This is a genomic window from Prochlorococcus marinus str. MIT 9401 (assembly GCF_000760095.1).
Taxonomy (GTDB): domain Bacteria; phylum Cyanobacteriota; class Cyanobacteriia; order PCC-6307; family Cyanobiaceae; genus Prochlorococcus_A; species Prochlorococcus_A marinus_I.
In genome coordinates, this window is sequence record NZ_JNAR01000012.1 from 1 (window position 1) to 20,465 (window position 20,465).

A 20,465-nucleotide genomic window follows, 5' to 3' on the forward strand; every position below is an offset into this window, starting at 1 on the left:
AATAGTGCTTGTGGGTACTATTGAGTCATCGGTGAGATACCACTCTTTCAGAGCTAGGGTTCTAACGCTTACCCGTTATCCGGGAAGCGGACAGTATCTGATGGGCAGTTTGACTGGGGCGGTCGCCTCCTAAAAGGTAACGGAGGCGCACAAAGGTTCCCTCAGGCTGGTTGGAAATCAGTCGTTGAGTGCAAAAGCAGAAGGGAGCTTGACTGTGAGACCTACAAGTCGAACAGGGACGAAAGTCGGTTTTAGTGATCCGACGGTTCTGCGTGGAAGGGCCGTCGCTCAACGGATAAAAGTTACTCTAGGGATAACAGGCTGATCTCCCCCAAGAGTTCACATCGACGGGGAGGTTTGGCACCTCGATGTCGGCTCATCGCAACCTGGGGCTGAAGTCGGTCCCAAGGGTTGGGCTGTTCGCCCATTAAAGCGGTACGCGAGCTGGGTTCAGAACGTCGTGAGACAGTTCGGTCCATATCCGGTGTATGCGCAGGAATATTGAGAGGATTTCTCCCTAGTACGAGAGGACCGGGAGGAACGCACCTCTGGTGTGCCAGTTATCGTGCCAACGGTAAACGCTGGGTAGCCATGTGCGGAGTGGATAACCGCTGAAAGCATCTAAGTGGGAAGCCCACCTCAAGATGAGTATTGCCATGGCTTAAGCCAGTAAGGTCACGGGAAGAACACCCGTTGATAGGCTCTACGTGGAAGCTTGGTAACAAGTGCAGCGGAGGAGTACTAATAGACCGAGGGCTTGACCAAATAAACTTAATTTATTGTTTTTAATTTATATTTTCTATGCAGTTTTCAAGGTTCATACTATCCTGGTGTTCATGGCGATGTGGAACCACTCCGATCCATCTCGAACTCGGTTGTGAAACGCATCAGCGGCGAAAATATTTAGGGGGTAGCCCCTTGAGAAAATAGCTCAATGCCAGGTAAAAATATTTAAAAGGGTTTACTCTTCAAGAGTGAGCCCTTTTTTATTTTTGGCATTTAGGACACCAATGGGTACTTCTTCCTGTAATTTTTTGCCTTTCAATTAAATTTCCACATTTGTGACATTCTTTACCAGTTCTCCTATACACATTTGTCTGTAAACCAAAATTCCCATTCTCTCCTTCCAAGTCTCTAAAATCACTAAATGTCGTCCCGCCAGAACCTATACTTTTTTTTAATACAGATACGATTGATTCTTTAAGTTTGATTAACTCATTCTTCTTTATCGTTTGAGCTTCCCTAAAAGGTGATATGCCAGCCGAGTACAAACTTTCATCAGCATAAATATTACCTATACCTGCCACTATTGTTTGATCTAATAAAATAGCTTTTATAGATTTTGTTCTTTTCGAAATAACTTTCTTGAGGTATTTTGTATCAAATTCTTTAGAAAATGGTTCTGGTCCTAATGAACCTAATCCTTTGATTATTTTATTTGGCGATAACCCTTGCTCAATCCACCACATTTGGCCAAAACTTCTTACGTCAATGTATCTAAGCTCATAATTGCTTTTATCGAAAAATCTTATTCTTGTATGTTTACAGGGTGGAGTAGAGTTTTTGATGAATTTGAAATAGCCAGTCATTCTAAGATGAACTATAAGAAATCCGTTATTTTGTGCATTTTCTAGAGGATATTGAGTATTATCATTTTGAACTTCTTTTAATTCAGCTATTAAATATTTTCCTCTTCTGTCCCATTTATAAATAAGTGAGTTCCGAAGTCCTTTAATGAATTCTGATTTGTTTTTTGGGAATGCAACTGTTGAGTCTCTGCAGACTTCAACTTTTTTGATTATAAAGTTATTAAGTTTTTGCTCTAAACCTCTGCGAACAGTTTCAACTTCAGGTAATTCAGGCAATTATTTAAGCTTTTTCTAATTCACTTTCTGCAAACATATTTGTAGTTGCCCCTTCAGCAGTTCCACTAATTCCTGCATAATTACATTTATCAAATCTAACAGTGCAATTATATTTAATACCTGTTTTATCAATAGAAGCAACTTTACCTATTTCGTTGTACCAGTATGATTCTGGTCTTTTTATTCTTACGAAATCGCCTCTTGCAATTGCCATTTGATTAGGATTAACTTGATTTGACAATAGCTCATTATTAATAGCTTTAGACAAATTATTCACACAAATTAATTAAAGTTCTAACAAAAATCATTTATCAAATCCTTTTCGAATTCCTCTTTAGCATTCTTACTTCCCATCCATTTTCTGCCAGGTACTCTTACATCTAATTCGTCAGTATCACAATTGATTGAAAGAATTAGTTTTTTATTTTCTTGATTTAGCACGTTTAAAACTTGTCTACCTTTAATATTTTTATTTGATTTACTTTGAACAATTAAAGGACCATAAATTTTTTTATCTATTTCATTTAAGTCATTATTTTTTTTATTTTCAGTTGCTTCATGATTTTCTGAATTAATTATGTTCTTTTTTCTTATTTTGAGTTTTTGACCAACTTTTATTGAATCAGGATTATTGAGATTATTAATCTCTATTAGATCGATTACTTTTAAATTATATTTGTTTGATAATTCAGTAAGATTTTCACCATTTTGAACAATATGATAATAATTTACTAAATTTGATTGTTTTTTAAGATTTTCAGTAGATTCGGAGATAATTAGATTTTGGCCAACAAAGATATAATTTTCATCTTTTAAGTTATTCAATTTAATAATTAAATCTTTATTTATTGAATATAATTTTGAAATACTTGATATTGTATCTCCGCTTTTTACAATATGAATTTTTTTTACTTCACTTTTTTTTTCAGTAATTGATTCTTTTCTAACTATATTCTCAATTTTATTTTTTTCTGAAAATATCTTTTCTTCTGATTTTATCAATGACTGATTAAAGAAATTAATAAATATAGCAATTACTAAAAATGCAAATTTCATAAAACGCACTATTTATTTAAAGATAATCTTTAAATTTAAAATCGCTAGGTATTTGAAAACAATTTAATTAATTTAAACCTGAAAAATAAACTTTAAAAATTTCTTTACTCTTTCGTAGGGGGGATATCTCAGATTTAAATCAAATAAAAAACCTTTAAAAGTAATAGATTTTTGATTTGAAAAATTTCGAAACCCTTCTTCTCCATGAAATTTACCAATACCACTTTGCCCAACGCCTCCAAACGGTAAATTTGGAATAAGGACTGGTAACATCACATCATTTATGCAAATTGTTCCTGAGCTGGTTACTTTTGAAATATGATTATGAATTTTTTTATTGCCTCCAAATAAGTAGATTGCTAATGGTTTTGATGTTTGATTAATCTGTTTTAAAGCTGATTCCTTATCATTGAATCCAATTACTGGAAGTAGTGAACTGAATAGTTCTTTTTGCAAAATATCTGTTTCATTTAATTTAGTTCTCAAAATTGTAGGAGCTATTTTCAACTTTTTTTTACTAAAAGTCCCCCCAAATAAAATTCTTTTTTCTTTTTTAAATTGTTTGAGAATTTCTAAAGTTGATGTAAATTGCTTTTTCTCTAATTTTGATAAGTTTTCGGAAATAATTGGATTATCTCCGTAAAAACTTACTATGCATTTCTTTAATTTTTCTATAAAAATATTTTCAATTTCTTTATCTACAAAGATATGATTCGGAGCTATGCAGGATTGACCAGAATTAAAAAATTTACCCCAAACAATCCTTTTAGCAGCCACTTCTAAATTTGCATTCTTGAAAATAATTACAGGATTTGTTCCACTTAACTCAAGAGTTAATGGAGTCAAGTTTTTAGAAGCTAATTTCATTATAGATTTTCCTGTTTCAGTACTTCCTGTAAAAAATATATGATCAAAATTTTGTTCAATTAATTTTATGGATTGTTTATAATCACCCTCTACTGTCATTAGGACATCTTTATGGAAATATTTGGAAGTAAGCTTTTTAATAAGTTTTGATGTCGCAGGACATTTCTCTGATGGTTTTATAACTGCGGTATTTCCTGCTGAGAAAATATTTACCAATGGCTTTAAAACATAAAGTAATGGATAATTATAAGGACCAAGAATTAAGACACATCCAAGAGGTTCATAAATAACTTTGGAAGTTGATGGAAATAGATAAAAAGGTGTATCAATCTTTTTTGGTCGCATCCAAGAATTGAGTTTCTTTTTTATTAGTGAAATTTCTTCTTTCACTAAAAGAATTTCTGAAAGCCCCTCAATTTCAGATTTACCTAGATCAACAAAAAGTGATTTTATTATCTCTTTTTTATTTTCATCCAAAAGCTGAGAAACTTTATTGATATGTTGGATCCGCCATTTTATATCTTCTGTTTTACCAGTGAGAACTGTATTTTTTAATTTATTAATTTCTTCCAAATGAAATTTATCAGAAACTTTCATTTTATTCCTATGAATAGTATTAAATATATCAGAGGATAAATTCTGAATAACTCAGGTTCTTAGCCGATTAAATCAAAATGAATGATTTATCAGTAATAATCAAATTTATTTATATCATCTTTGAAAATCTGAATTTTTCTTGGTTAGTATATTTCTATGAGGGAAAAATTTTCAATTAGATTGATATCAATAAATGAAATTCCAGAAGTCACAAACTGGGCAAGGTTAGAAGGATTTTCTCCTGGAATGGATGACGTGTCAATTTATAGAAATACAGATAAACAAGGGCTATGGGTAGCTTGTCTAGAAAATAATCCCATAGGTTCCATTGCATGTATAAAATATAATTCCTCATATGGTTTTATAGGTTTATTTATCGTTAAAAAAGAATTCCGAAATAATGGATATGGAGTGAAATTATGGAAACATGCCCTCGAATATTTAAAAAATGTTGATTGTATTGGTCTTGAGGCTGCCCCAGATAGATTAAATGATTATTCCAAGTGGGGGTTTAGAAAGTCTTCCATTACAAATCGATGGAAATTAAATGGTTCTCAAGATTTGCCATTGAGAAATTTCTATAAAGATCAATTTCATTCTTTTAAAGTTGTCCCAGGTAATAAAATTTCTTCTGAAGCAGTCTTAATTTATGATGATCAAAGAGAACCTAGTCCCAGACCACATTTTCTAAATGACTGGTTGAAAAATTCTCATGGTAATGTCAGTGCAATTGTCGATAATAATGGGATGTGCCATGGATTTGGCAGGATAAGACCTTGTGTATTGGAGGATAATGAGCAAGGTTGGAGAATTGGCCCTCTTTTAGCGGATACCCCACCACTTGCTGAATTATTAATAAGGGAGTTAGTTGGTGATTTAAATGCTCAAATCTTATTGGATTGCTCTAATCTGAATCCTTATGCAAATTATCTGTTATCAAGTTTGGGATTTGAGGAAATATCAAAAACTTACAGAATGTATAAAGGCATTCAACCTCCCTGCCCAATGAATCAAGTATACGGACTTGCCTGCTTAGAACTGGGGTAATAATTCCCTTTAAAGCGAGCATTTTGCCTTTTGTTTCTGTAATACTGAAAGAAGTTTGTTTGATTAAGATTACCTTCCAGAAGGTTTCAAAATTTTTTCTACAATATCGGCATTGATTATAGTGATCTCTCCATTGTCAATATTGGCAACTTGAAACAAGGTCCATGAATTTGGATTTCTAGCTCCTCCAATACAGTCGATAACTTGACCGACCCAATAATTTTCATCCTTTTCCTTGGTATATTCGCAATTTTCTTTTTTAATTGCGACATAATCACCAGGCCTAACGAAAAGAAACTCAGGAGTTGCTGAGCTCATAATAAATAACTAATAGTATATACGTACTATAGTAAGTTATTAGTCTTGTTGCTGAACTTTGAATTATTTAGCAAACTAGGGGTAATTCAAAAATAAAATGGGATCAACTGAAATTGCTATATTTTCAACATTATTGGGGTTAATTCTAGCTTTAACCGACGCTTATATAGAAAGAAATATTCCTGGATAATATTTCCAATTCATTTCTTAAATTAAATAAGATTTAAGCTGGTCTAATATGTCGGCACGGTTGGAAACTAATTTTGTAAAAACTAAATATATAAACCCTCCCATTGCGAGACTTCCTTTAATTTTTTCTAACTGTTTTAATTTTCTCAAAAATTACTCTTGCGGTTAAACAAAATTTAAAGGGTATAGAAAAAAAAAAAGTATTGATTACTTCAAAATTAAAAAAAAATTAAAGAAATATTATTTCAAACACGAATTAAATTTAAAGCCAAGCTTCTTTCATCTCAAGATAAAGTCTCTCGCTCTCAGCAGAATTAATTTTGCTGTCTGAATAGGATTGTTGCTGTTGCTGTTGTTGCTGCTGAGTTGAGTTAGTATTAGGATTTTGGACTTCGCTCATTAGAGGAATTAATTATTTGTGTTTATTCTCTCATATTGAGAGGTTTTTTTGTCAATTTAAATTCTTAAATTTTATTTAAATTTTCTATGTTTTTAATTTTCCTTTTTTAGTGAATTCATTTAACTACAGAAGGCTTGTTATATAGGAATTTAACTTCCCAATATACAATTCCTAGGAAGATAGCACTTGCAATAATAATTTCAGAAATGGCTAACATTTTATTTTTCGATACTAATTTAATTTTGGTATCAATTAACACAGAATGCAATAGGTACTAATTACATTTTAGATTTTAAAAAATCTTATTTAATAAAATAACGCGTCGAAATAATATAAAATTTTAAGTTAGATACATATTATTTTCGTGGGAAATTTCATAAATTCAACAACTCTTATACCTTTAATACCTTTAGTAACCTCTTTATTTATTCTTATTTTATTGGCAAGTTTTAACAGAACACTTAACAGGTTAACAAAGCCAGTTACTGCACTGGTGGCATTATCTTTATTAAGTTCTGCTTTTATAAGCTCATTTGACTATTTTAAGAAAATAGAAAAAGAATTAGTTTTATCTGAATTTCTCAAATTTTTTGAAGAAAAAAATTTAGTTATACATCTCAATTTAGTAAATGAGAAAATTATAATTTTTTTCTCATTAATAATGATATTAATTATTGGAATATCTTTTTATATATTGCCTAGAAAAAAAGGTTATGTCTCATTAATGATTAGCCTAGGATTAATTTCTTCTTCGGTGATACTCTCAATAATGCTAATAGATTTCTCAGCACTAATCTAAACTTTTGTAAGCATTGACAAAGCTTCGTTAAGTTCTTGGACATGATTTAATTCATCTTGAGCAATTTCTTTTATTTTTTGATCATTAGGATTATCTATTAAATATTTGGAATAAGTTTCAAATGCATGTTCTTCGATTTTTATGTTGACATCATAAGCATTAGCTGGAGAAAGGAAATAATAAAAAACCATGATCCAGTAATAGACAAGTACAAGGTGTCTCGCAAAAAATCTATCAATCCAGAATCTATCTCCTCCTCTTTTCTCCATTTCTTTAAGATGCTCAGTTTCGTTAATAGCTTGATAAAAATGTTCTTTCATTAAAATCATTGTTTTCTCATTTTTAATTCCTAGGGATTCTTTAAAATGAAGAACTGAAAGAAATGCAAAATAAGGTGATCTAGCTATAACTTCTAAAACCCAAAATCTTTGTAAAGACCTACCAGAGTATATGAAGTCTAAGAAGTTAACTGTACTATTCAAAATCAAAGAATTTAATTTCTTCATGAATTTAGTTTTTCTTTAAGTATAATTACTCAACCTTCGAGGGCTATAATTTATTGAACTTGTTAACCAAAAATTAATCTTTATAGTCTAAAAATTGTTACTTCCATTGAAATATTTTTTTTTCATGCATTAATTGGATAGATAAAAACTTTACATGACAACTACTGAAAAAATTGCAAATGCCAAAAAGAGGATTGATGAATTAGAAAGACTTATAAAATTATGGAATAATTCAGAACAAGATGAGTCAAAAGTAAATTTTACAATGAACATTCAAAATAAAGTTGCTTAGATTGTGATGATTGAGGCTGATTAACTTTTATCTACTTAAAGTGATTTAATATCTTTGAGTTTTTTCCAATTTTGTTTAATTTTTTATATAGAGCAATTAAACCTATTTTCAAAAACGGTAAGGAAGAAATAATCTAAAAGAAAAATCTATATGAAAACCTTTTCAAAAAAATATTTAGTGCCGCTTAAATTTATACCATGGGTTTTTTGGGTATTTATATCTTTTATGAGTATATATTTGTGTAAGATTGCCTGGGTAAATTGAATAATTTATTGAGCTAGCTTCTCCTTAGCCAACCAGGAGCGCCGCCAAACCAATCCGATATATCATCTTCATTAGGGTTAAAATGATTTTCTTTATCTAGTCCATCTATCCCAAATGATTGTAAAAGGTTATCAATCCCTCCATCATTTTTTGTACCATTCCTTCTAAAGCTGTTAGCTTTTTTCAGCCAAAGAGAAATCGTTGAATTATGGTGTGCAAATTTCTCAACAAATATCCTTTCTTCTAATGTAATTGATTTATCTTGAGCAATTCTTTTGATTATCCCTTGGATTTTTAGTCTTTTTGCATTACTAAGAAGCATTTTTGATCAATTCATTATTCTTTTTATAGGAAGGATTACTAAATATATCTTGTCAATGTTAATTTCAACAAATTGGCTACTTTAAGAGGTTTTTAAGCAAGATAAGTCTTAGAACACTAAAAAAAGGGATCAATTAGTTACACATTATACTTTTATTCATTTATCAAACTTATAATTCCTACAAATTAGATAAAAAAAATCAATCCATTATTAAAGACACTTTGAAAATTAAGAAAAAGATTGATTCAATTGTTGCATAATAGTAAACCTGTACTATAATTAGTACAGATGTATTATTAAGGTATGAAAGTGATTTCATCTTCTCCTTATGCCCCTTTTAATTCAAAAGAGTGGAATTTTCTAATAAGCAAAAATGTAAAGTTTGAAAATACTCCAATAAAGATTCAAAAAAAATTTTATAGAACTTCTACTCTAAAAAAGATTGAAAAAGATAAACTTTTGCAAGAGAAGATTGAATTGCACCAACAAATGCAGCTTGTATTCGGATAGAAAAATATTAACTAACAATCTTTTTATTGAATATTATTTTACGAGATCCCATTTTTTGTTAGATTAGTAGAAATACAAGAAGGATTTAATTTGGCTGTTGATCGAGAACTTTTAAAAGAAGTTACCCAAGAACTTTGGAATACCGTAAAAAAACTAAGACCTGAAATAGATCGGCAAACTCGACTTCAATTAGTTTTAAAGGCTTTATTAACTATTGGAGATTTACCAGATCAAATGCAAGCCGCCATGGTAGTAGGTGTTTGCGCAGAAATGGATAAAAGTGATGTTGATAATGTTGAAACTAATTCACAAACTAAAGATTCAAGCGGAGTTGATACTTCTACAGGCAGAAAAGTAGTTAGAAGAAGTTCAGCTAAATAAACCTTAAACGATCATCCTTTAATTTTCTTTGATTCGTTTTTATTAAGTCTATTGAATAGATAATATGAAATTACAAGTAAGAGAGGAACGAATATTGAATGTAAAGTCATCATTAATTCTGTTTGGCCCATTCCTATAAGATTCGACTCGTTTGGAAGTTGTTCTGACCAAGTGCCAACTAAATGCCAGGCTTGAGGAATTGATAAGAAAAACATATAAGAGCTATAAGTTAAGTTTATGTTCAAATAAAGATTATCATTATTGAACGTTTTTGCTTTCTTTATTCTTATTTCTTAACTAAGTATTTGTAGAGTTATAAAAAAGAACTTGATTCATAAATTTATTTTCTTTAGAAGAGTTTTAAATTCTTTTTTACCAATAATTTTTTCAGCTGCGTAAGCGCCACTTGCTGAAACAGCAGGAATTCCAATACCTGGAAATGTACTTGCACCGCAAGTAAATAAATTTTTCACTGGAGTTTTGCAGCCTGGGAAAAGACCTTTTGCTGCAGATAATGCAGGGCCGTAACTGCCGCAATAGGTATTGGTGAATTTTTTATGAGTGATTGGGGTTCCTAGCATCTTTAAATCAATCCTTTCATCTATATCAGGGATGAATTTTCGCACTGAATTAAGGAGTATTGAACATCTTTCTTCTTTCAAATTTCTATATTCTAATTCCTTTGGATTTAGGTTTTCCCAAATTTCCCAAGGTTCATTTGCGGGAGTATATCCATGAAGAACATGTTTTCCTTCAGGGGCCATATTTTTATCTAAAACAGATGGGATTGAAAATACAGCTATATTTCTTTCTGCGGTTATACCTTTTTCCCATTCATCAACATGTATCGCATGTATTGGCAAATTTTCAAGACCATCAGCATCAAAACCTAGATGTATATGAAGGAAAGAATCACATTTATTAGGGTTCAAAACTTTTGTATTCCATCTTTTTGAAATTTCATTTGGAATTAACTTTTTTAAATTCCAAACATCAGTATTCGTGACCACAGATTCACAACTATAACTAGAACCATTATTAAGAGTTATACCTGTGGCTAAATTTTTATTGAAGTTAATAGTCTTTACTCTCGAAGAAAGAATTAATTCTCCTCCATTTTTTTTAAATCCATTAATTAAGGCTTTTACGATAGATTCACTACCTCCTTTGGGGTATTCAAGGTATGAATTTGGTTCAAACCATTCGTTAAATAAAGTAGCCATCGCAGCTGTATTTGTATCATGCATTGACATACCACTTATCAAAAAGCTCAATAAATCAACCCAATTTCTGAGAAAAGGATCCTCTAGATGATTATTTACTAAATTCCCAAATCCTTTATTAATTTTTGGTATTTGATTGATATTAGGTAAAAATTTTGGTGTTAAATTTATTAGATCTAAGAAATTTATTGATTCGGGAGAAAAAGAAAGTAATGGTATTTCATTTATTATTTGGCTAAGAGGTTTTATTCCGGAAATAAATGATTCCCATTCTTTAACAGATTTCTCACCTCTTAAAGTTTTAATTGTTTGTTTAAAAGGTTCTTCCCCCACATCAAGATTAAAATTGCCTTCTGGGACAATTACTTGCCAACCTTTGTATTGAAATAGTTCAACTTCTTCATCAAGTAATTTAAGAATTTGCCCTAGGGGATTAGTTGTCGGCCATTTACCTATTCCACTCCACAAGGAAGGACCTGATTCGAAAGTGTAACCATTTCTTTTGAAACTGTGGGCAACACCACCTGGCTGGCTATGAGCTTCACATATAAGTACTTTTTTGCCTGATAAAGCGAGAATCGAACCACAACATAATCCCCCTATACCACTACCAACTATTACAACATCGTACTTTTCCATTAAATATTTACTTTACTCTTCAGGCGCAACTAACTAGTTTTAAACAAATGTATTAGTAGAAGTTGTAATACTTAGTACAACAGCTAAGAAAAATATGTAAGGGACTGCTTTTAAAGGGATGTATCCTTGACTTTTAGAAATAAAATCCATTGATTTAGTTACTTTATGTAAATACTATAACGAGATCTTGTTCCTTATGTGTGCCATAAAATTATTTTTTTGGAAATATTTTGAAATAAAAAAATCTTTTTGGAGATATTTTTAACAAAGAACATTTTTTATAGAGTTATCTTAGTATTTGAATCTTAGATAAAAATCTATTATGAAACAATTTCCTGATATTAATGAGATAAAACTATTAGAAAAAAATTCCCAAAAAAATGGTAGCGGAATTGCATATGAGGAATTGTTAGGAATATGGAAGTTTAAGTATGTATGGGGAAAGGAGTCAGATGAAATCAAAAATATACCCAGTTCCATTCTCCAAGTATTGTCGGCAAGACTCGAACTGAAAAGTAAAAATAAAGAGGATCAAATAAATTATGAAATAAAAAATTCAATTAATTTCGGATTATTAAATATCACTTTTATAGGCAACGCAGAATTAAAAGGGATTAGACCTTTATTGGCTTTCTATTTTGAAAAATTAAAAATTAGTATTAGTAGTTTTCCTATATTTAATAAGGAATTAAAAAAACCAGAAGATAAAAGAATGCCTTTTTTCTCACTTGTAGGAATTAGTACTAAAGATAATTGGTTGTGTGCTCGAGGCAGAGGCGGAGGGCTTGCAATATGGGTTAAGTCTTAATTTAGTGGTATTCTCCTGGATGATCTACCTTTCTTACGGTAACTTTATCAACTTTTTGTCCATTAAATCTTAAGAGATCATCTCCTGAAAAGTCATAACCTAAGCGTTGACCTATTAGGGCTACATCATCTGCTGTAGAGGATGTAGTAACCTGCTTTTTTAATTCTTCATCAGATTGCATCTTAATTAAAAATTTTCTTATTTCAGAAAAACTCATTACTAGAATTTGATTGATTGATGTTAAAGAAATTTATAAAATCTTTTTCTTAGCAAGAACAAGATAAATAGATAATCATTATACTATTTTTATGACTTACTTATTCCTATATATAGTTGGCATAATTTTAATATGGTGGATATATCGTGTCGGTTGGCTTGAGGCGCTCAAAACAGTAGTTAAAGTTATAGTACCCTCAGCGCTTATTATTTTGTTTAACATAAAAGCCGGAAGATTACTTTTTAAAAGTCCTGTAGTCGGATTATTAAGCGCTTTGCCTACCTCTATTTTTATTTTTAGAGGTTCATTACCTTTAGTTAGTTATATAAATAACTGGATTGAAAATAAAATAAATAATTATGATGATTCGGAAGTTATAGATACTGATTCTGTGCCTTTAGATGATTAATTTAATCAAATCCAAGAAATAATTCTTTGTGTACAACAAGAACATCAAATAAAGTCGTTCCATGCATAGGACTTAATGGGATTTTGTCTATATTTAATGCTTCTGCGCAAATTAAATGAGCATCCCATTTTGTATTGTGATCACTTATTTCGATTGACCACTCAATTACTTTTTTGAAATGATCTGGCATCTCCGAACCAATTTTTCTGCAAATTTGACATAGAACTGACAAAAGAGGAGGTTTTGATGGCCTTTTTAAATCTTTAATAAGACTAGGTTGTGTAAAAACACTTGTATAGCGGATGTAGTCTATCAATTCATATTCTTCTTTAGTAAGAGCTGCTTTATCTAATGCTCTTTCAAATTCGTCTATGGGGGTTATGGGCCTATCCAAGATATTATTTTTTGCTGTTTTCTGAATCTATTTTTTCTTGATTAATTTCATTGGTTTGATTGCTTTCTATAGATTTAGGAGATTCATCTTCTTCGTTCATAACTTGGTCTATTTCATTTTGAAATTCATTCGATGCTTTTTTAAGACTTTTCAAAGTTTTGCCAAGCTGTTTCCCTAATTCTGGAAGCTTTTTGGGACCAAAAATTAAAAGAGCTAAGATAAGTATTACAGTAACTTCAGGCAAACCTACACCAAAAATATTCATAACTGATAACTATTTAACTAATTAGGAAATCTACTATTAAATATAGTCAAATCATGTGAAAATTTCATTCTCGGAAGAGCTTTTTTAATATTAAAAAATTTTGAAAAATATTATTGTTATTAATACTCCTTTAAAGAAAACTAACCAAAGTAATTGATAATCACTCAATTTTAATTTTTTTTGGTACCTCTTTATAAGAGTTTTATGTTTGTCTATTAATTTTCTCATTTTCACCGAGATAATTTATTACTATCACTTATTTTATCTTAATTTCTTTTATTATTATTTTATAGAAATCCTACATCTAATCCATAATAGATTATTCTATTAGATTTTAATCTTTTCTAAATTATTGAAACTATTCGCTAAATATCTACCTTCTTAAAAAAAATGAAGTACTTATTTGTTGTTTTTTATCTATTCTTTCTAATTTATCCAGCTGAAGCCGTTACCACAAAAATGTTTAAAGTATTGGATACGTGTGCAAGATATCGACTCGGTGAGATTAATGCTAATGAGGCTATAGAAAAACTAAAATTAAAAAATTCTTCCATTAGTCAGCCAAAGGATCTAGTAAAAAAATATTGCTCAGTATTTACTCCAAATGAAAAAATTGAATTTTAAATTTAGCACTATATATTTAATTATTCTTTTTTGAATAATCTTTAGCTTTGCTTCTTATTTCTTTAACTTTTTTATAATTAGTTATTTTTAAATTTAAAATAACTCCCAAAAAAAGAATAAGAAATAAAAAAATATAAATTATTAGTTCCATATTATTGAATTAATAAATTTACCATAGTTATATTCACCCTAGTTTATTTCAATAATTTTTTAGTATCTTATAAAACAAAAAAACTGACTTTAATATTAGTTATTTACTTCAAGGCCACAAAAAAAACATATAAACCTCTAATATGGAATTTTATAAGAATTATTGTGCAGATTGGAGATAAAATTCCAGAATTTTCTTTACTGGATCAAAATGGAGTTAAAAGATCAAATAAGGGTTTAAAAAATCCCCTTGTTTTGTTTTTTTATCCAAAAGATGATACGCCGGGTTGCACTATAGAAGTTTGCGGATTTAGAGATAAATATGACTTATTTAAAGTATTAGGCGCACAAGTTTGGGGAGTAAGTAATGGAAGTACCTCAAGTCATTTGGCATTTGCTAATAAAAATAAATTACAATATCCATTACTTTGTGATACGAATGACTCTCTTAGGAAAACTTTTAAAGTTCCTAAAGTATTAGGTTTTATGGATGGTAGGGTAACTTATGTTATAGATCGCAAAGGGACAGTTAGGCATATTTTTAGAGATTTATTGAATGGTCCTGAACACATTAAAGAGGCTATTAGAGTACTTAAGGAAATTCAAAATCAATAAATTATTATTCAAAGAATTTTAGATTAATAAGTTTTGTCTTATTATAGTTTCAGCTTTTTTAACTATATGAAGAAATTAGGAATGCAGGCTGTTGATCTTGCTATTCAAAATGGAGTGGATCTTGACGGTACTCCAATCCCTCAAAAAATGCTTGATCTATACAATAGAATTATGGATGAGGAGAATAAAAGAAAAAGGAGTGGTGTTAAAAAATCAATGAGAAATAGATGCGTCAAAACGGGTTCTAAGCATTTTGATAAAGAAACATTGAATCAATTATTAATAGACTCGGGATGGGAAGGTCTCAAAGAAAAAGAAATTTTGTTTTTTTATAACTAAAAATTTTTAAATTATCTTGAAATTTATATATGGTAATTTTTACTTAAAATTAAAAAAATTGAGAACTAACAAAATATTTATTTAGATCTAATTTTTTAAATTATTTAAACCATCCTTTTTTGTTAGAGGATATTATTTTCTCTTTTTCAGCTTTTGTTTTATTACTTGCTTTTTTGAAAGCCAAGTTGGCTTCGATAACTGTAACTATTGATATGAAAAAAAGACCAGAAATCCCAATTATTTGTTCATTTTGAGAAGGTTCTGAATCACCTTGAAAAAAAATGCCTAAAGCGAACCATGCAGTACTAGCAGTGATGGTAAAAAAATAGGGTTTCCATCTTCTTTGATATAAGTAACCTGATCCTAAACCAGGAAGAAAATTCAAAAAAGATGCTACCCATCCTTTTGAAGATGCAAGTATTTCGTCTCTTGAGGGGTAAGACATTTATGTTAGGTATTTATTAAATGTGAATTTATATAAGCAAAAGATATTGCTGCACAAATTACCCAACTGAAGGGTAAGAACATTCTTATTTTTTCTTTATTGTTATTCATTTTTTAATTATGGAAAATATTTTTAAAATCTGTGGATTTAATAGATACCTTAAAATCAGAAGAATTAAAAAAGACGGTTTTTAACCGTCTTTGAAAAAAGTAATTTCTCTAATAATAAATTATTTATCTTTTGAGACTGAGAGTACTTTAAGTTGTTTTTTTACTTCTTTTTCTCTCTCTTCAAGATGTTTTAGTTGAGCTTTAAAAGCATCTTCAAGTCTTGCTTTTTGTGTTGTAATTTCATCAAGCTCTTCTTGATGTTGGTTTTTCTTTAACTCCTTCATTTCACTATCGGAAATAACATATACAGGGCGATATGAAGGTGTTTCAAAAAGAAGATCAAACATTGAATACATAAGTGACCTTTGAATTAGTACAAATTCAATATCTGATAATTCTTTGGAATATGAAAGGATGTATACCGAAGATATTGATACGGCAAATACACCGAATTTCGGTTTACATAACATAACCGCCCAGTATTTACCGATCAAATTTTAAGGTATGTTTTAAAGTATAAAGGAGATGCTTCTAAAAATTTAAATCAAAAAGAACTAAAAATGGATTTAAAAATTACTAAAACATTAGTAATCCCATCCAACGAAATTAAATGGCGATTTTCCAGATCCTCCGGTCCTGGAGGGCAAAATGTAAATAAAATTGAAAGCAGAGTAGAGATTATTTTTGATTTAAAAGATTCCAAAGTATTAAATGATTATCAGAAAGAAATTCTTAAAAGAAACTTGAAAAACAAATTAGTAAATAATAGCTTGCGTTTAACGGTTCAAGAACACAGAAATCAATTATTAAATAGGCAGCTAGCTTTAATAAAATTTAGTTCAATCATAAAAAATGCTTTAAATAAACCATTTAAATTGAGAAAATCTACACAACCTACTAAAGCATCACAAAAGAAAAGAGTTGAGGTTAAGAAAAAACGCGGCGAATTGAAAAAAAGTCGACAAAAAGAAAAAATATATCAAATATGAATAAACTAAATAAATTTTTTCCTCGCAGATTGCAATCAAAGCATGTGATAAATTTAATTTAATTTTGGTTTATTGAATTCAACTAATGATTTCTGGTTAATTGACTCTAATTTTGTAGGGGTGATGCGTTTCTACAAAGATAGAGATTATTCTGATAAATCCATTGATGATATGTTTATTGAAGAAGGAATTATTATGGGAATTCATGGAGAAAATCCTCCATTAATGAAAACTAGAAAAAAAATTGTTATTGAAGAAGAGAGATTATTATGGCAAAAATTGTTAAATGAATGTTGGCAAAAAACTAATAAAAAATGGTGAGCAAATTCTACAAAATTTTTTTTAATTTCAGAAAATAAATGAACCTTTAGGGTATAGCTTGGAAATTTTTTCCTGTTGCAAATATTTCTTTTTTTTGACGTCGTTTTCATATCTTCTCAACATCATTAGATAGTTTGTAACTCCAAAAATTATTAAAAACATAATAAATCTTATTCCTGCATCAAAGTTCATATGAATATTAAGCTTTATTTTAATCTGACAATTACTAATCAAAAATCAATCGGTATTTATATCTAATTAATACGTCTAGTAAAAATCTTTTTTGATTGTACGGTATAAAAAATACATAATAAAAGTAATATTAAAATTGCACTAAAGCTTCCGATTGGGTTTGGAATATTTTGTGTAAAAGGCCCTGCTAAAAAAGAAGGTGTATTTTCTTTGAATTCTATTAATCCGTTATTTAATAAAAACCAAATACCCACTAGTCCTCCATGAATTCCTATGCAATTCCATAAAGAACCTTTATCTCTAATTTTTACTAATGATAGAAATATCCCAAGTAAAATAAATCCCAATCGTAATCCTACTATGTTCCAAAAGAGCTCATTTGATAAATTATGAACAAGGCTAAAAATTATAGCTTGTAAAGCTATTGATATTTTTGTACCATATTCAAATTTTAATTCTTCTAGTAACCAGCCTCTAAAAATTATTTCCTCTGCGAATCCAACACCTAATCCCAGTAAAATAGAATTTAAAAATATTATTGGAGAGAATTCACCTATCCAAGAAATATAATTTTTTTGCAATAGTGGTACCAGAATTAGAATTATTAAAACTAAAGCAAATAAAATACCTTGAGAAAAATGGAAAAAGTTTTTCAAGAATTTGTCTTTTGTTATCCCAAGAATTATCCAAGCACTTGATTTATTTCGTTTGATATGAAACCAATATGGGAGTAAAAAGATAAAAAGTAAGAAAGTAATAATAGTACCAATTAAGGATAAATTATCTTTTTCAAAATTAAACAATAAAAGTGGCTGCGATAAAGCCCAGCCAATACCATAAAGAATAGGAATAAAAAATATAGTGGATAAAAATCTTGGTCTTAAAAGAAAAAAACTTCTAATTAGTATCATTAAATTTTTCATTTTAGTTTGTATATTAATTAATCCCAGCCTTTGCCTTTTATTATTCTAACTACTTGTTCAAAAAGTTTTAGCTTTTTCTTTTTACTATAATTTATGTTTTTTGAAAGATTAGATAAATCTTTATAAAATTGCCGAGTTATTTTATCTTCTTTATCACTAGGCCATAGTAAGTCTGAGCCCTCTTCATATTCTTCTTTATATCTTTCTTTATTCAAATTTTTTTTATATCGTAATAATTTAAATTTTACTTATTGCAAATGCTTAAAAGTGATGTTTATTAAATTTGTGTATTTATTTAAAGTTTATGCTGATTAATCTTTCAACTTTAGTTTTTACATTATTATCTCCATTGCTTATTTTTGCAGTAATAGTATCGGTTTACTTATTTCATTAGGAAGTATTTACAAATAAACTTAATTAATTTAAGGGTGTATTATGCCTACTTTTTCTAATGCAAATGATAAAACTGCAATTACAGCCATTAGTGTTAATATTTTGTTCTTTTTGATGAAATCCATAATGCATATTAATAATCTTTTTATTAAATTCTTATATAAAATAATAAATAATTAAAACTATTATAACAATTACAATGGAACCCATATACATAGGAGATTTAGTTCCCTCAATAGCTTCTTATAAAAAGATAATTGAAAAATATGATAAAGGTATAAAAGAAAGGGAATTTTATGAAGAACCTATTGGAGGAGATTTTAATTATCCTGATTGGTAAATATGCTTACTACAAAAATAACTTTTGCCTTGGCAGATTGGATTAGAGAGTGGCGGAAGTGCCGGGATAAGAATCCTTCTATTGATGAGTGTGTAAAATTTGTTCAGTGGAAATTAGAAGACTATAAACTTTCTGATAGTGATAAAAGAATAATTGAATCTATTTTGCTCTATGAATCTGAATAAATAGGGGATTATAGACTTTAATTTTATATTTATCTATAAAAAACAAAGGATCATTAAAATCCTCTTACAAATTAGGAAAAAAGTAAATCAGCATATTTACGGATTTACTGAAAATATAAAAAGGAGTAATTTATAAATGTTGAGTTCGGAGGCAATCTAAATGATTGATAGTCCGCCTGAAATTTAGCAAATTCCAAAATATAGGAAGTGTATTCCTGAGAATGGGATTATTCGAAAATTAAAGTTCAATCAATTAGTCTGATAAGACTTCGCTTTATAATTACTAGCGATAATAGGGACTGAAATTATCGAGAGAAATCCCCGAATTCACGTATTCTAAGTTTATGAGTAAATAGACTTTAAAATATGTAATTTTATATCCTGTAAGAAGGAAATCAAATATTAAAAAGGACTGTACAAGCAGTCCTTTTTTTTAACAAATTTCTTCTAAACTAGACTCCTTTTTGGATATTATGGACTAATAAAGTGATTAAAAATATTTAAAATGAAAGATCAAGTCTTGTTTCCAAAAATAGAAGTACGTGAAAAGGGTTTTTTACAAGTAAGTGATATTCATACTATTTATTGGGAAAGATCTGGTAATCCAAATGGCAAAAAAATTCTTGTTATTCATGGAGGTCCAGGAGGAGGAAGTCAACCAAGATATAGAAGATACTTTGACCCAGATAAATTCGATATTATTCAATTTGACCAAAGAGGGTGCGGTTCTTCAACTCCTTTCTCCGAATTAAAAGAAAATACGACCAATCATTTAGTTGATGATATTGAGAAATTAAGGATTCTTTTAAAAATAGATACTTGGCATTTGTTTGGTGGATCTTGGGGCTCAACACTTTCACTTATATATGCGATTAAAAATCCCTCTAGAGTTATCAGCTTAACTTTGCGAGGAATATTTTTATGTAGAAAGTTTGAATTGTTATGGTTCTATCAATATGGTGCAAGTGAGATATTCCCCGATGAATTTGAAGAATATATTTCTGTAATACCAAAAGAAGAAAGAAATGATTTAATAAGTTCTTTTTATAAATATCTAACATCTTCAGATGCGAATCTGAGATCAAAAGCAGCAGCAGCTTGGACAAAATGGGAACTCTCAACAAGTCATTTAATAAATAAAAAATTTGATTTTGATAAGTCTGAAGTAAATTCTTTTTCAGATGCCTTTGCAAGGATCGAGTGTCATTATTTTATTAATAATATTTTCTTAGAAGATGATTTTATTTTGAAAAATATAAATACAATAGAGTCGATTCCAACAAAAATAATTCAAGGGAGGTATGACGTTGTATGTCCTGTTAGGAGTGCTTGGGATCTAAATAAGAAATTAAAGAATTCTGAATTAATTATTGTTAATGATGCTGGTCATTCGATGAGTGAAAAAGGTATAAGTATCGAATTAATAAAAGCTGTAAAAGGAATTCAAAATCTCTAAAAGAGAGAATATCCC

At 29.3% G+C, this 20,465-nt stretch carries 32 protein-coding genes and 2 rRNA genes; 17 read left to right on the top strand and 17 right to left on the bottom strand.

Translation table 11 applies throughout. The features are described from left to right. Both EV01_RS04820 and rrf read left to right on the top strand, forming a co-directional pair. Positions 1 to 765: ribosomal RNA gene (locus EV01_RS04820) — 23S ribosomal RNA — on the top strand; the annotation flags it as partial. A 61-nt stretch (positions 766 to 826) separates the two neighbouring features. Then, a 5S ribosomal RNA gene (gene rrf / locus EV01_RS04815) occupies positions 827 to 943 on the top strand. Between the two features lie 43 nt (positions 944 to 986). Here rrf and EV01_RS04810 read toward each other — a convergent pair. The 4 genes from EV01_RS04810 to EV01_RS04795 all read right to left on the bottom strand — a co-directional run bounded on the left by EV01_RS04810 (position 987) and on the right by EV01_RS04795 (position 4,385). Then, positions 987 to 1,865 carry a DNA-formamidopyrimidine glycosylase gene (locus tag EV01_RS04810; protein ID WP_032517448.1) on the bottom strand — a complete coding sequence of 293 codons (879 nt, stop codon included), beginning with the start codon at positions 1,863 to 1,865 and terminating at the stop codon, positions 987 to 989. A gap of 4 nt (positions 1,866 to 1,869) precedes the next feature. Next, on the bottom strand, positions 1,870 to 2,079 hold the full coding sequence (locus tag EV01_RS04805) for a photosystem I reaction center subunit IV (protein ID WP_012007121.1): 210 nt from the start codon (positions 2,077 to 2,079) through the stop codon (positions 1,870 to 1,872). Positions 2,080 to 2,159: 80 nt separating this feature from the next. Next, positions 2,160 to 2,921, bottom strand: coding sequence for a LysM peptidoglycan-binding domain-containing protein (locus EV01_RS04800; RefSeq protein WP_032517449.1), 762 nt, complete (start codon positions 2,919 to 2,921; stop codon positions 2,160 to 2,162). Between the two features lie 72 nt (positions 2,922 to 2,993). After that, positions 2,994 to 4,385, bottom strand: a complete 1,392-nt coding sequence (locus EV01_RS04795; protein WP_032517450.1) for an aldehyde dehydrogenase family protein — start codon at positions 4,383 to 4,385, stop codon at positions 2,994 to 2,996. Between the two features lie 156 nt (positions 4,386 to 4,541). Here EV01_RS04795 and EV01_RS04790 point away from each other — a divergent pair, with 156 nt between their 5' ends. Next, the gene (locus EV01_RS04790; protein ID WP_032517451.1) at positions 4,542 to 5,432 is read left to right on the top strand and encodes a GNAT family N-acetyltransferase; all 891 of its coding nucleotides are present in this window, start codon (positions 4,542 to 4,544) and stop codon (positions 5,430 to 5,432) included. Positions 5,433 to 5,501: 69 nt separating this feature from the next. Here the strand turns inward: EV01_RS04790 and EV01_RS04785 are convergent, their stop codons facing one another. Together EV01_RS04785 and EV01_RS09725 are read right to left on the bottom strand one after the other, a co-directional pair. Then, complete coding sequence (locus tag EV01_RS04785) at positions 5,502 to 5,750, bottom strand: DUF3104 domain-containing protein (RefSeq protein ID WP_032517452.1); 249 nt, start codon at positions 5,748 to 5,750, stop codon at positions 5,502 to 5,504. A 451-nt stretch (positions 5,751 to 6,201) separates the two neighbouring features. Further along, entirely contained in the window at positions 6,202 to 6,339 is a 138-nt protein-coding gene (locus tag EV01_RS09725; RefSeq protein WP_002807298.1) for a hypothetical protein, read from the bottom strand. A 364-nt stretch (positions 6,340 to 6,703) separates the two neighbouring features. Here EV01_RS09725 and EV01_RS04780 point away from each other — a divergent pair, with 364 nt between their 5' ends. Further along, the gene (locus EV01_RS04780; RefSeq protein ID WP_032517453.1) at positions 6,704 to 7,138 is read left to right on the top strand and encodes a hypothetical protein; all 435 of its coding nucleotides are present in this window, start codon (positions 6,704 to 6,706) and stop codon (positions 7,136 to 7,138) included. On the opposite strand, the gene EV01_RS04775 is transcribed toward EV01_RS04780, so the two are convergent. Continuing rightward, positions 7,135 to 7,644 carry an alternative oxidase gene (locus EV01_RS04775; protein ID WP_032517454.1) on the bottom strand — a complete coding sequence of 170 codons (510 nt, stop codon included), beginning with the start codon at positions 7,642 to 7,644 and terminating at the stop codon, positions 7,135 to 7,137. The two genes, EV01_RS04780 and EV01_RS04775, sit on opposite strands and share 4 nt — an antisense overlap. 154 nt (positions 7,645 to 7,798) lie before the next feature. On the opposite strand from EV01_RS04775, the gene EV01_RS09730 reads away from it, so the two are divergent. Then, entirely contained in the window at positions 7,799 to 7,936 is a 138-nt protein-coding gene (locus EV01_RS09730) for a hypothetical protein (RefSeq protein WP_193741403.1), read from the top strand. Between the two features lie 277 nt (positions 7,937 to 8,213). Here EV01_RS09730 and EV01_RS04770 read toward each other — a convergent pair whose 3' ends face one another. Further along, a complete protein-coding gene (locus EV01_RS04770) occupies positions 8,214 to 8,522 on the bottom strand; it encodes a hypothetical protein (protein ID WP_032517455.1) in 309 nt (102 codons plus the stop codon). A gap of 303 nt (positions 8,523 to 8,825) precedes the next feature. Here EV01_RS04770 and EV01_RS04765 point away from each other — a divergent pair, with 303 nt between their 5' ends. After that, positions 8,826 to 9,032: a hypothetical protein gene (locus tag EV01_RS04765; protein ID WP_032517456.1), complete on the top strand. Its 207-nt coding sequence runs from the start codon at positions 8,826 to 8,828 to the stop codon at positions 9,030 to 9,032. 90 nt (positions 9,033 to 9,122) lie between these two features. Next, complete coding sequence (locus tag EV01_RS04760; RefSeq protein WP_011817831.1) at positions 9,123 to 9,413, top strand: TIGR03894 family protein; 291 nt, start codon at positions 9,123 to 9,125, stop codon at positions 9,411 to 9,413. 11 nt (positions 9,414 to 9,424) lie between these two features. On the opposite strand, the gene EV01_RS04755 is transcribed toward EV01_RS04760, so the two are convergent. Together EV01_RS04755 and EV01_RS04750 are read right to left on the bottom strand one after the other, a co-directional pair. After that, entirely contained in the window at positions 9,425 to 9,628 is a 204-nt protein-coding gene (locus tag EV01_RS04755) for a hypothetical protein (protein WP_025922916.1), read from the bottom strand. Positions 9,629 to 9,745: 117 nt separating this feature from the next. Continuing rightward, on the bottom strand, positions 9,746 to 11,275 hold the full coding sequence (locus tag EV01_RS04750; RefSeq protein WP_032517458.1) for a phytoene desaturase family protein: 1,530 nt from the start codon (positions 11,273 to 11,275) through the stop codon (positions 9,746 to 9,748). Positions 11,276 to 11,597: 322 nt separating this feature from the next. On the opposite strand from EV01_RS04750, the gene EV01_RS04745 reads away from it, so the two are divergent. Beyond that, positions 11,598 to 12,083, top strand: coding sequence for a hypothetical protein (locus EV01_RS04745; protein ID WP_032517459.1), 486 nt, complete (start codon positions 11,598 to 11,600; stop codon positions 12,081 to 12,083). A 1-nt stretch (position 12,084) separates the two neighbouring features. Here EV01_RS04745 and EV01_RS04740 read toward each other — a convergent pair whose 3' ends face one another. Further along, the gene (locus EV01_RS04740) at positions 12,085 to 12,300 is read right to left on the bottom strand and encodes a Nif11-like leader peptide family natural product precursor (protein ID WP_011817836.1); all 216 of its coding nucleotides are present in this window, start codon (positions 12,298 to 12,300) and stop codon (positions 12,085 to 12,087) included. Positions 12,301 to 12,391: 91 nt separating this feature from the next. Here EV01_RS04740 and EV01_RS0108880 point away from each other — a divergent pair, with 91 nt between their 5' ends. Then, positions 12,392 to 12,709, top strand: a complete 318-nt coding sequence (locus EV01_RS0108880) for a hypothetical protein (RefSeq protein ID WP_002805817.1) — start codon at positions 12,392 to 12,394, stop codon at positions 12,707 to 12,709. Between the two features lies 1 nt (position 12,710). Here EV01_RS0108880 and EV01_RS04735 read toward each other — a convergent pair whose 3' ends face one another. Then, a complete protein-coding gene (locus tag EV01_RS04735) occupies positions 12,711 to 13,103 on the bottom strand; it encodes a hypothetical protein (protein WP_032517460.1) in 393 nt (130 codons plus the stop codon). Positions 13,104 to 13,107: 4 nt separating this feature from the next. Next, complete coding sequence (locus EV01_RS04730) at positions 13,108 to 13,368, bottom strand: TatA/E family twin arginine-targeting protein translocase (RefSeq protein WP_002808122.1); 261 nt, start codon at positions 13,366 to 13,368, stop codon at positions 13,108 to 13,110. A 459-nt stretch (positions 13,369 to 13,827) separates the two neighbouring features. On the opposite strand from EV01_RS04730, the gene EV01_RS04725 reads away from it, so the two are divergent. From EV01_RS04725 to EV01_RS04715, 3 genes are all read left to right on the top strand, one after another. Next, positions 13,828 to 13,992: a hypothetical protein gene (locus EV01_RS04725; protein ID WP_233119437.1), complete on the top strand. Its 165-nt coding sequence runs from the start codon at positions 13,828 to 13,830 to the stop codon at positions 13,990 to 13,992. Between the two features lie 315 nt (positions 13,993 to 14,307). Further along, on the top strand, positions 14,308 to 14,757 hold the full coding sequence (locus EV01_RS04720) for a peroxiredoxin (protein ID WP_012007141.1): 450 nt from the start codon (positions 14,308 to 14,310) through the stop codon (positions 14,755 to 14,757). 66 nt (positions 14,758 to 14,823) lie between these two features. Then, on the top strand, positions 14,824 to 15,096 hold the full coding sequence (locus EV01_RS04715) for a small RNA NsiR4-regulated ssr1528 family protein (RefSeq protein ID WP_032517465.1): 273 nt from the start codon (positions 14,824 to 14,826) through the stop codon (positions 15,094 to 15,096). Positions 15,097 to 15,196: 100 nt separating this feature from the next. Here the strand turns inward: EV01_RS04715 and EV01_RS04710 are convergent, their stop codons facing one another. Continuing rightward, positions 15,197 to 15,541: a hypothetical protein gene (locus tag EV01_RS04710; protein WP_032517466.1), complete on the bottom strand. Its 345-nt coding sequence runs from the start codon at positions 15,539 to 15,541 to the stop codon at positions 15,197 to 15,199. A 229-nt stretch (positions 15,542 to 15,770) separates the two neighbouring features. Continuing rightward, positions 15,771 to 16,121, bottom strand: coding sequence for a hypothetical protein (locus EV01_RS04705; RefSeq protein WP_241433414.1), 351 nt, complete (start codon positions 16,119 to 16,121; stop codon positions 15,771 to 15,773). Positions 16,122 to 16,211: 90 nt separating this feature from the next. Between EV01_RS04705 and arfB the strand changes: the two genes are divergently transcribed. After that, a complete protein-coding gene (arfB, locus tag EV01_RS04700; RefSeq protein ID WP_032517467.1) occupies positions 16,212 to 16,640 on the top strand; it encodes an alternative ribosome rescue aminoacyl-tRNA hydrolase ArfB in 429 nt (142 codons plus the stop codon). 72 nt (positions 16,641 to 16,712) lie between these two features. Next, entirely contained in the window at positions 16,713 to 16,961 is a 249-nt protein-coding gene (locus EV01_RS0108885) for a DUF1651 domain-containing protein (protein ID WP_032517469.1), read from the top strand. 254 nt (positions 16,962 to 17,215) lie between these two features. Here EV01_RS0108885 and EV01_RS04695 read toward each other — a convergent pair whose 3' ends face one another. Further along, positions 17,216 to 18,064 carry a CPBP family intramembrane glutamic endopeptidase gene (locus EV01_RS04695; protein ID WP_241433413.1) on the bottom strand — a complete coding sequence of 283 codons (849 nt, stop codon included), beginning with the start codon at positions 18,062 to 18,064 and terminating at the stop codon, positions 17,216 to 17,218. A 29-nt stretch (positions 18,065 to 18,093) separates the two neighbouring features. Beyond that, positions 18,094 to 18,291 carry a hypothetical protein gene (locus tag EV01_RS04690; protein WP_025952379.1) on the bottom strand — a complete coding sequence of 66 codons (198 nt, stop codon included), beginning with the start codon at positions 18,289 to 18,291 and terminating at the stop codon, positions 18,094 to 18,096. Positions 18,292 to 18,668: 377 nt separating this feature from the next. Here EV01_RS04690 and EV01_RS09735 point away from each other — a divergent pair, with 377 nt between their 5' ends. The 3 genes from EV01_RS09735 to pip all read left to right on the top strand — a co-directional run bounded on the left by EV01_RS09735 (position 18,669) and on the right by pip (position 20,450). Further along, complete coding sequence (locus EV01_RS09735) at positions 18,669 to 18,809, top strand: hypothetical protein (protein WP_193741402.1); 141 nt, start codon at positions 18,669 to 18,671, stop codon at positions 18,807 to 18,809. A 2-nt stretch (positions 18,810 to 18,811) separates the two neighbouring features. Next, positions 18,812 to 18,994, top strand: a complete 183-nt coding sequence (locus EV01_RS04685; RefSeq protein ID WP_025887448.1) for a hypothetical protein — start codon at positions 18,812 to 18,814, stop codon at positions 18,992 to 18,994. Positions 18,995 to 19,499: 505 nt separating this feature from the next. Further along, positions 19,500 to 20,450 carry a prolyl aminopeptidase gene (gene pip / locus EV01_RS04680; protein WP_032517471.1) on the top strand — a complete coding sequence of 317 codons (951 nt, stop codon included), beginning with the start codon at positions 19,500 to 19,502 and terminating at the stop codon, positions 20,448 to 20,450. Positions 20,451 to 20,465: the final 15 nt, after the last annotated feature.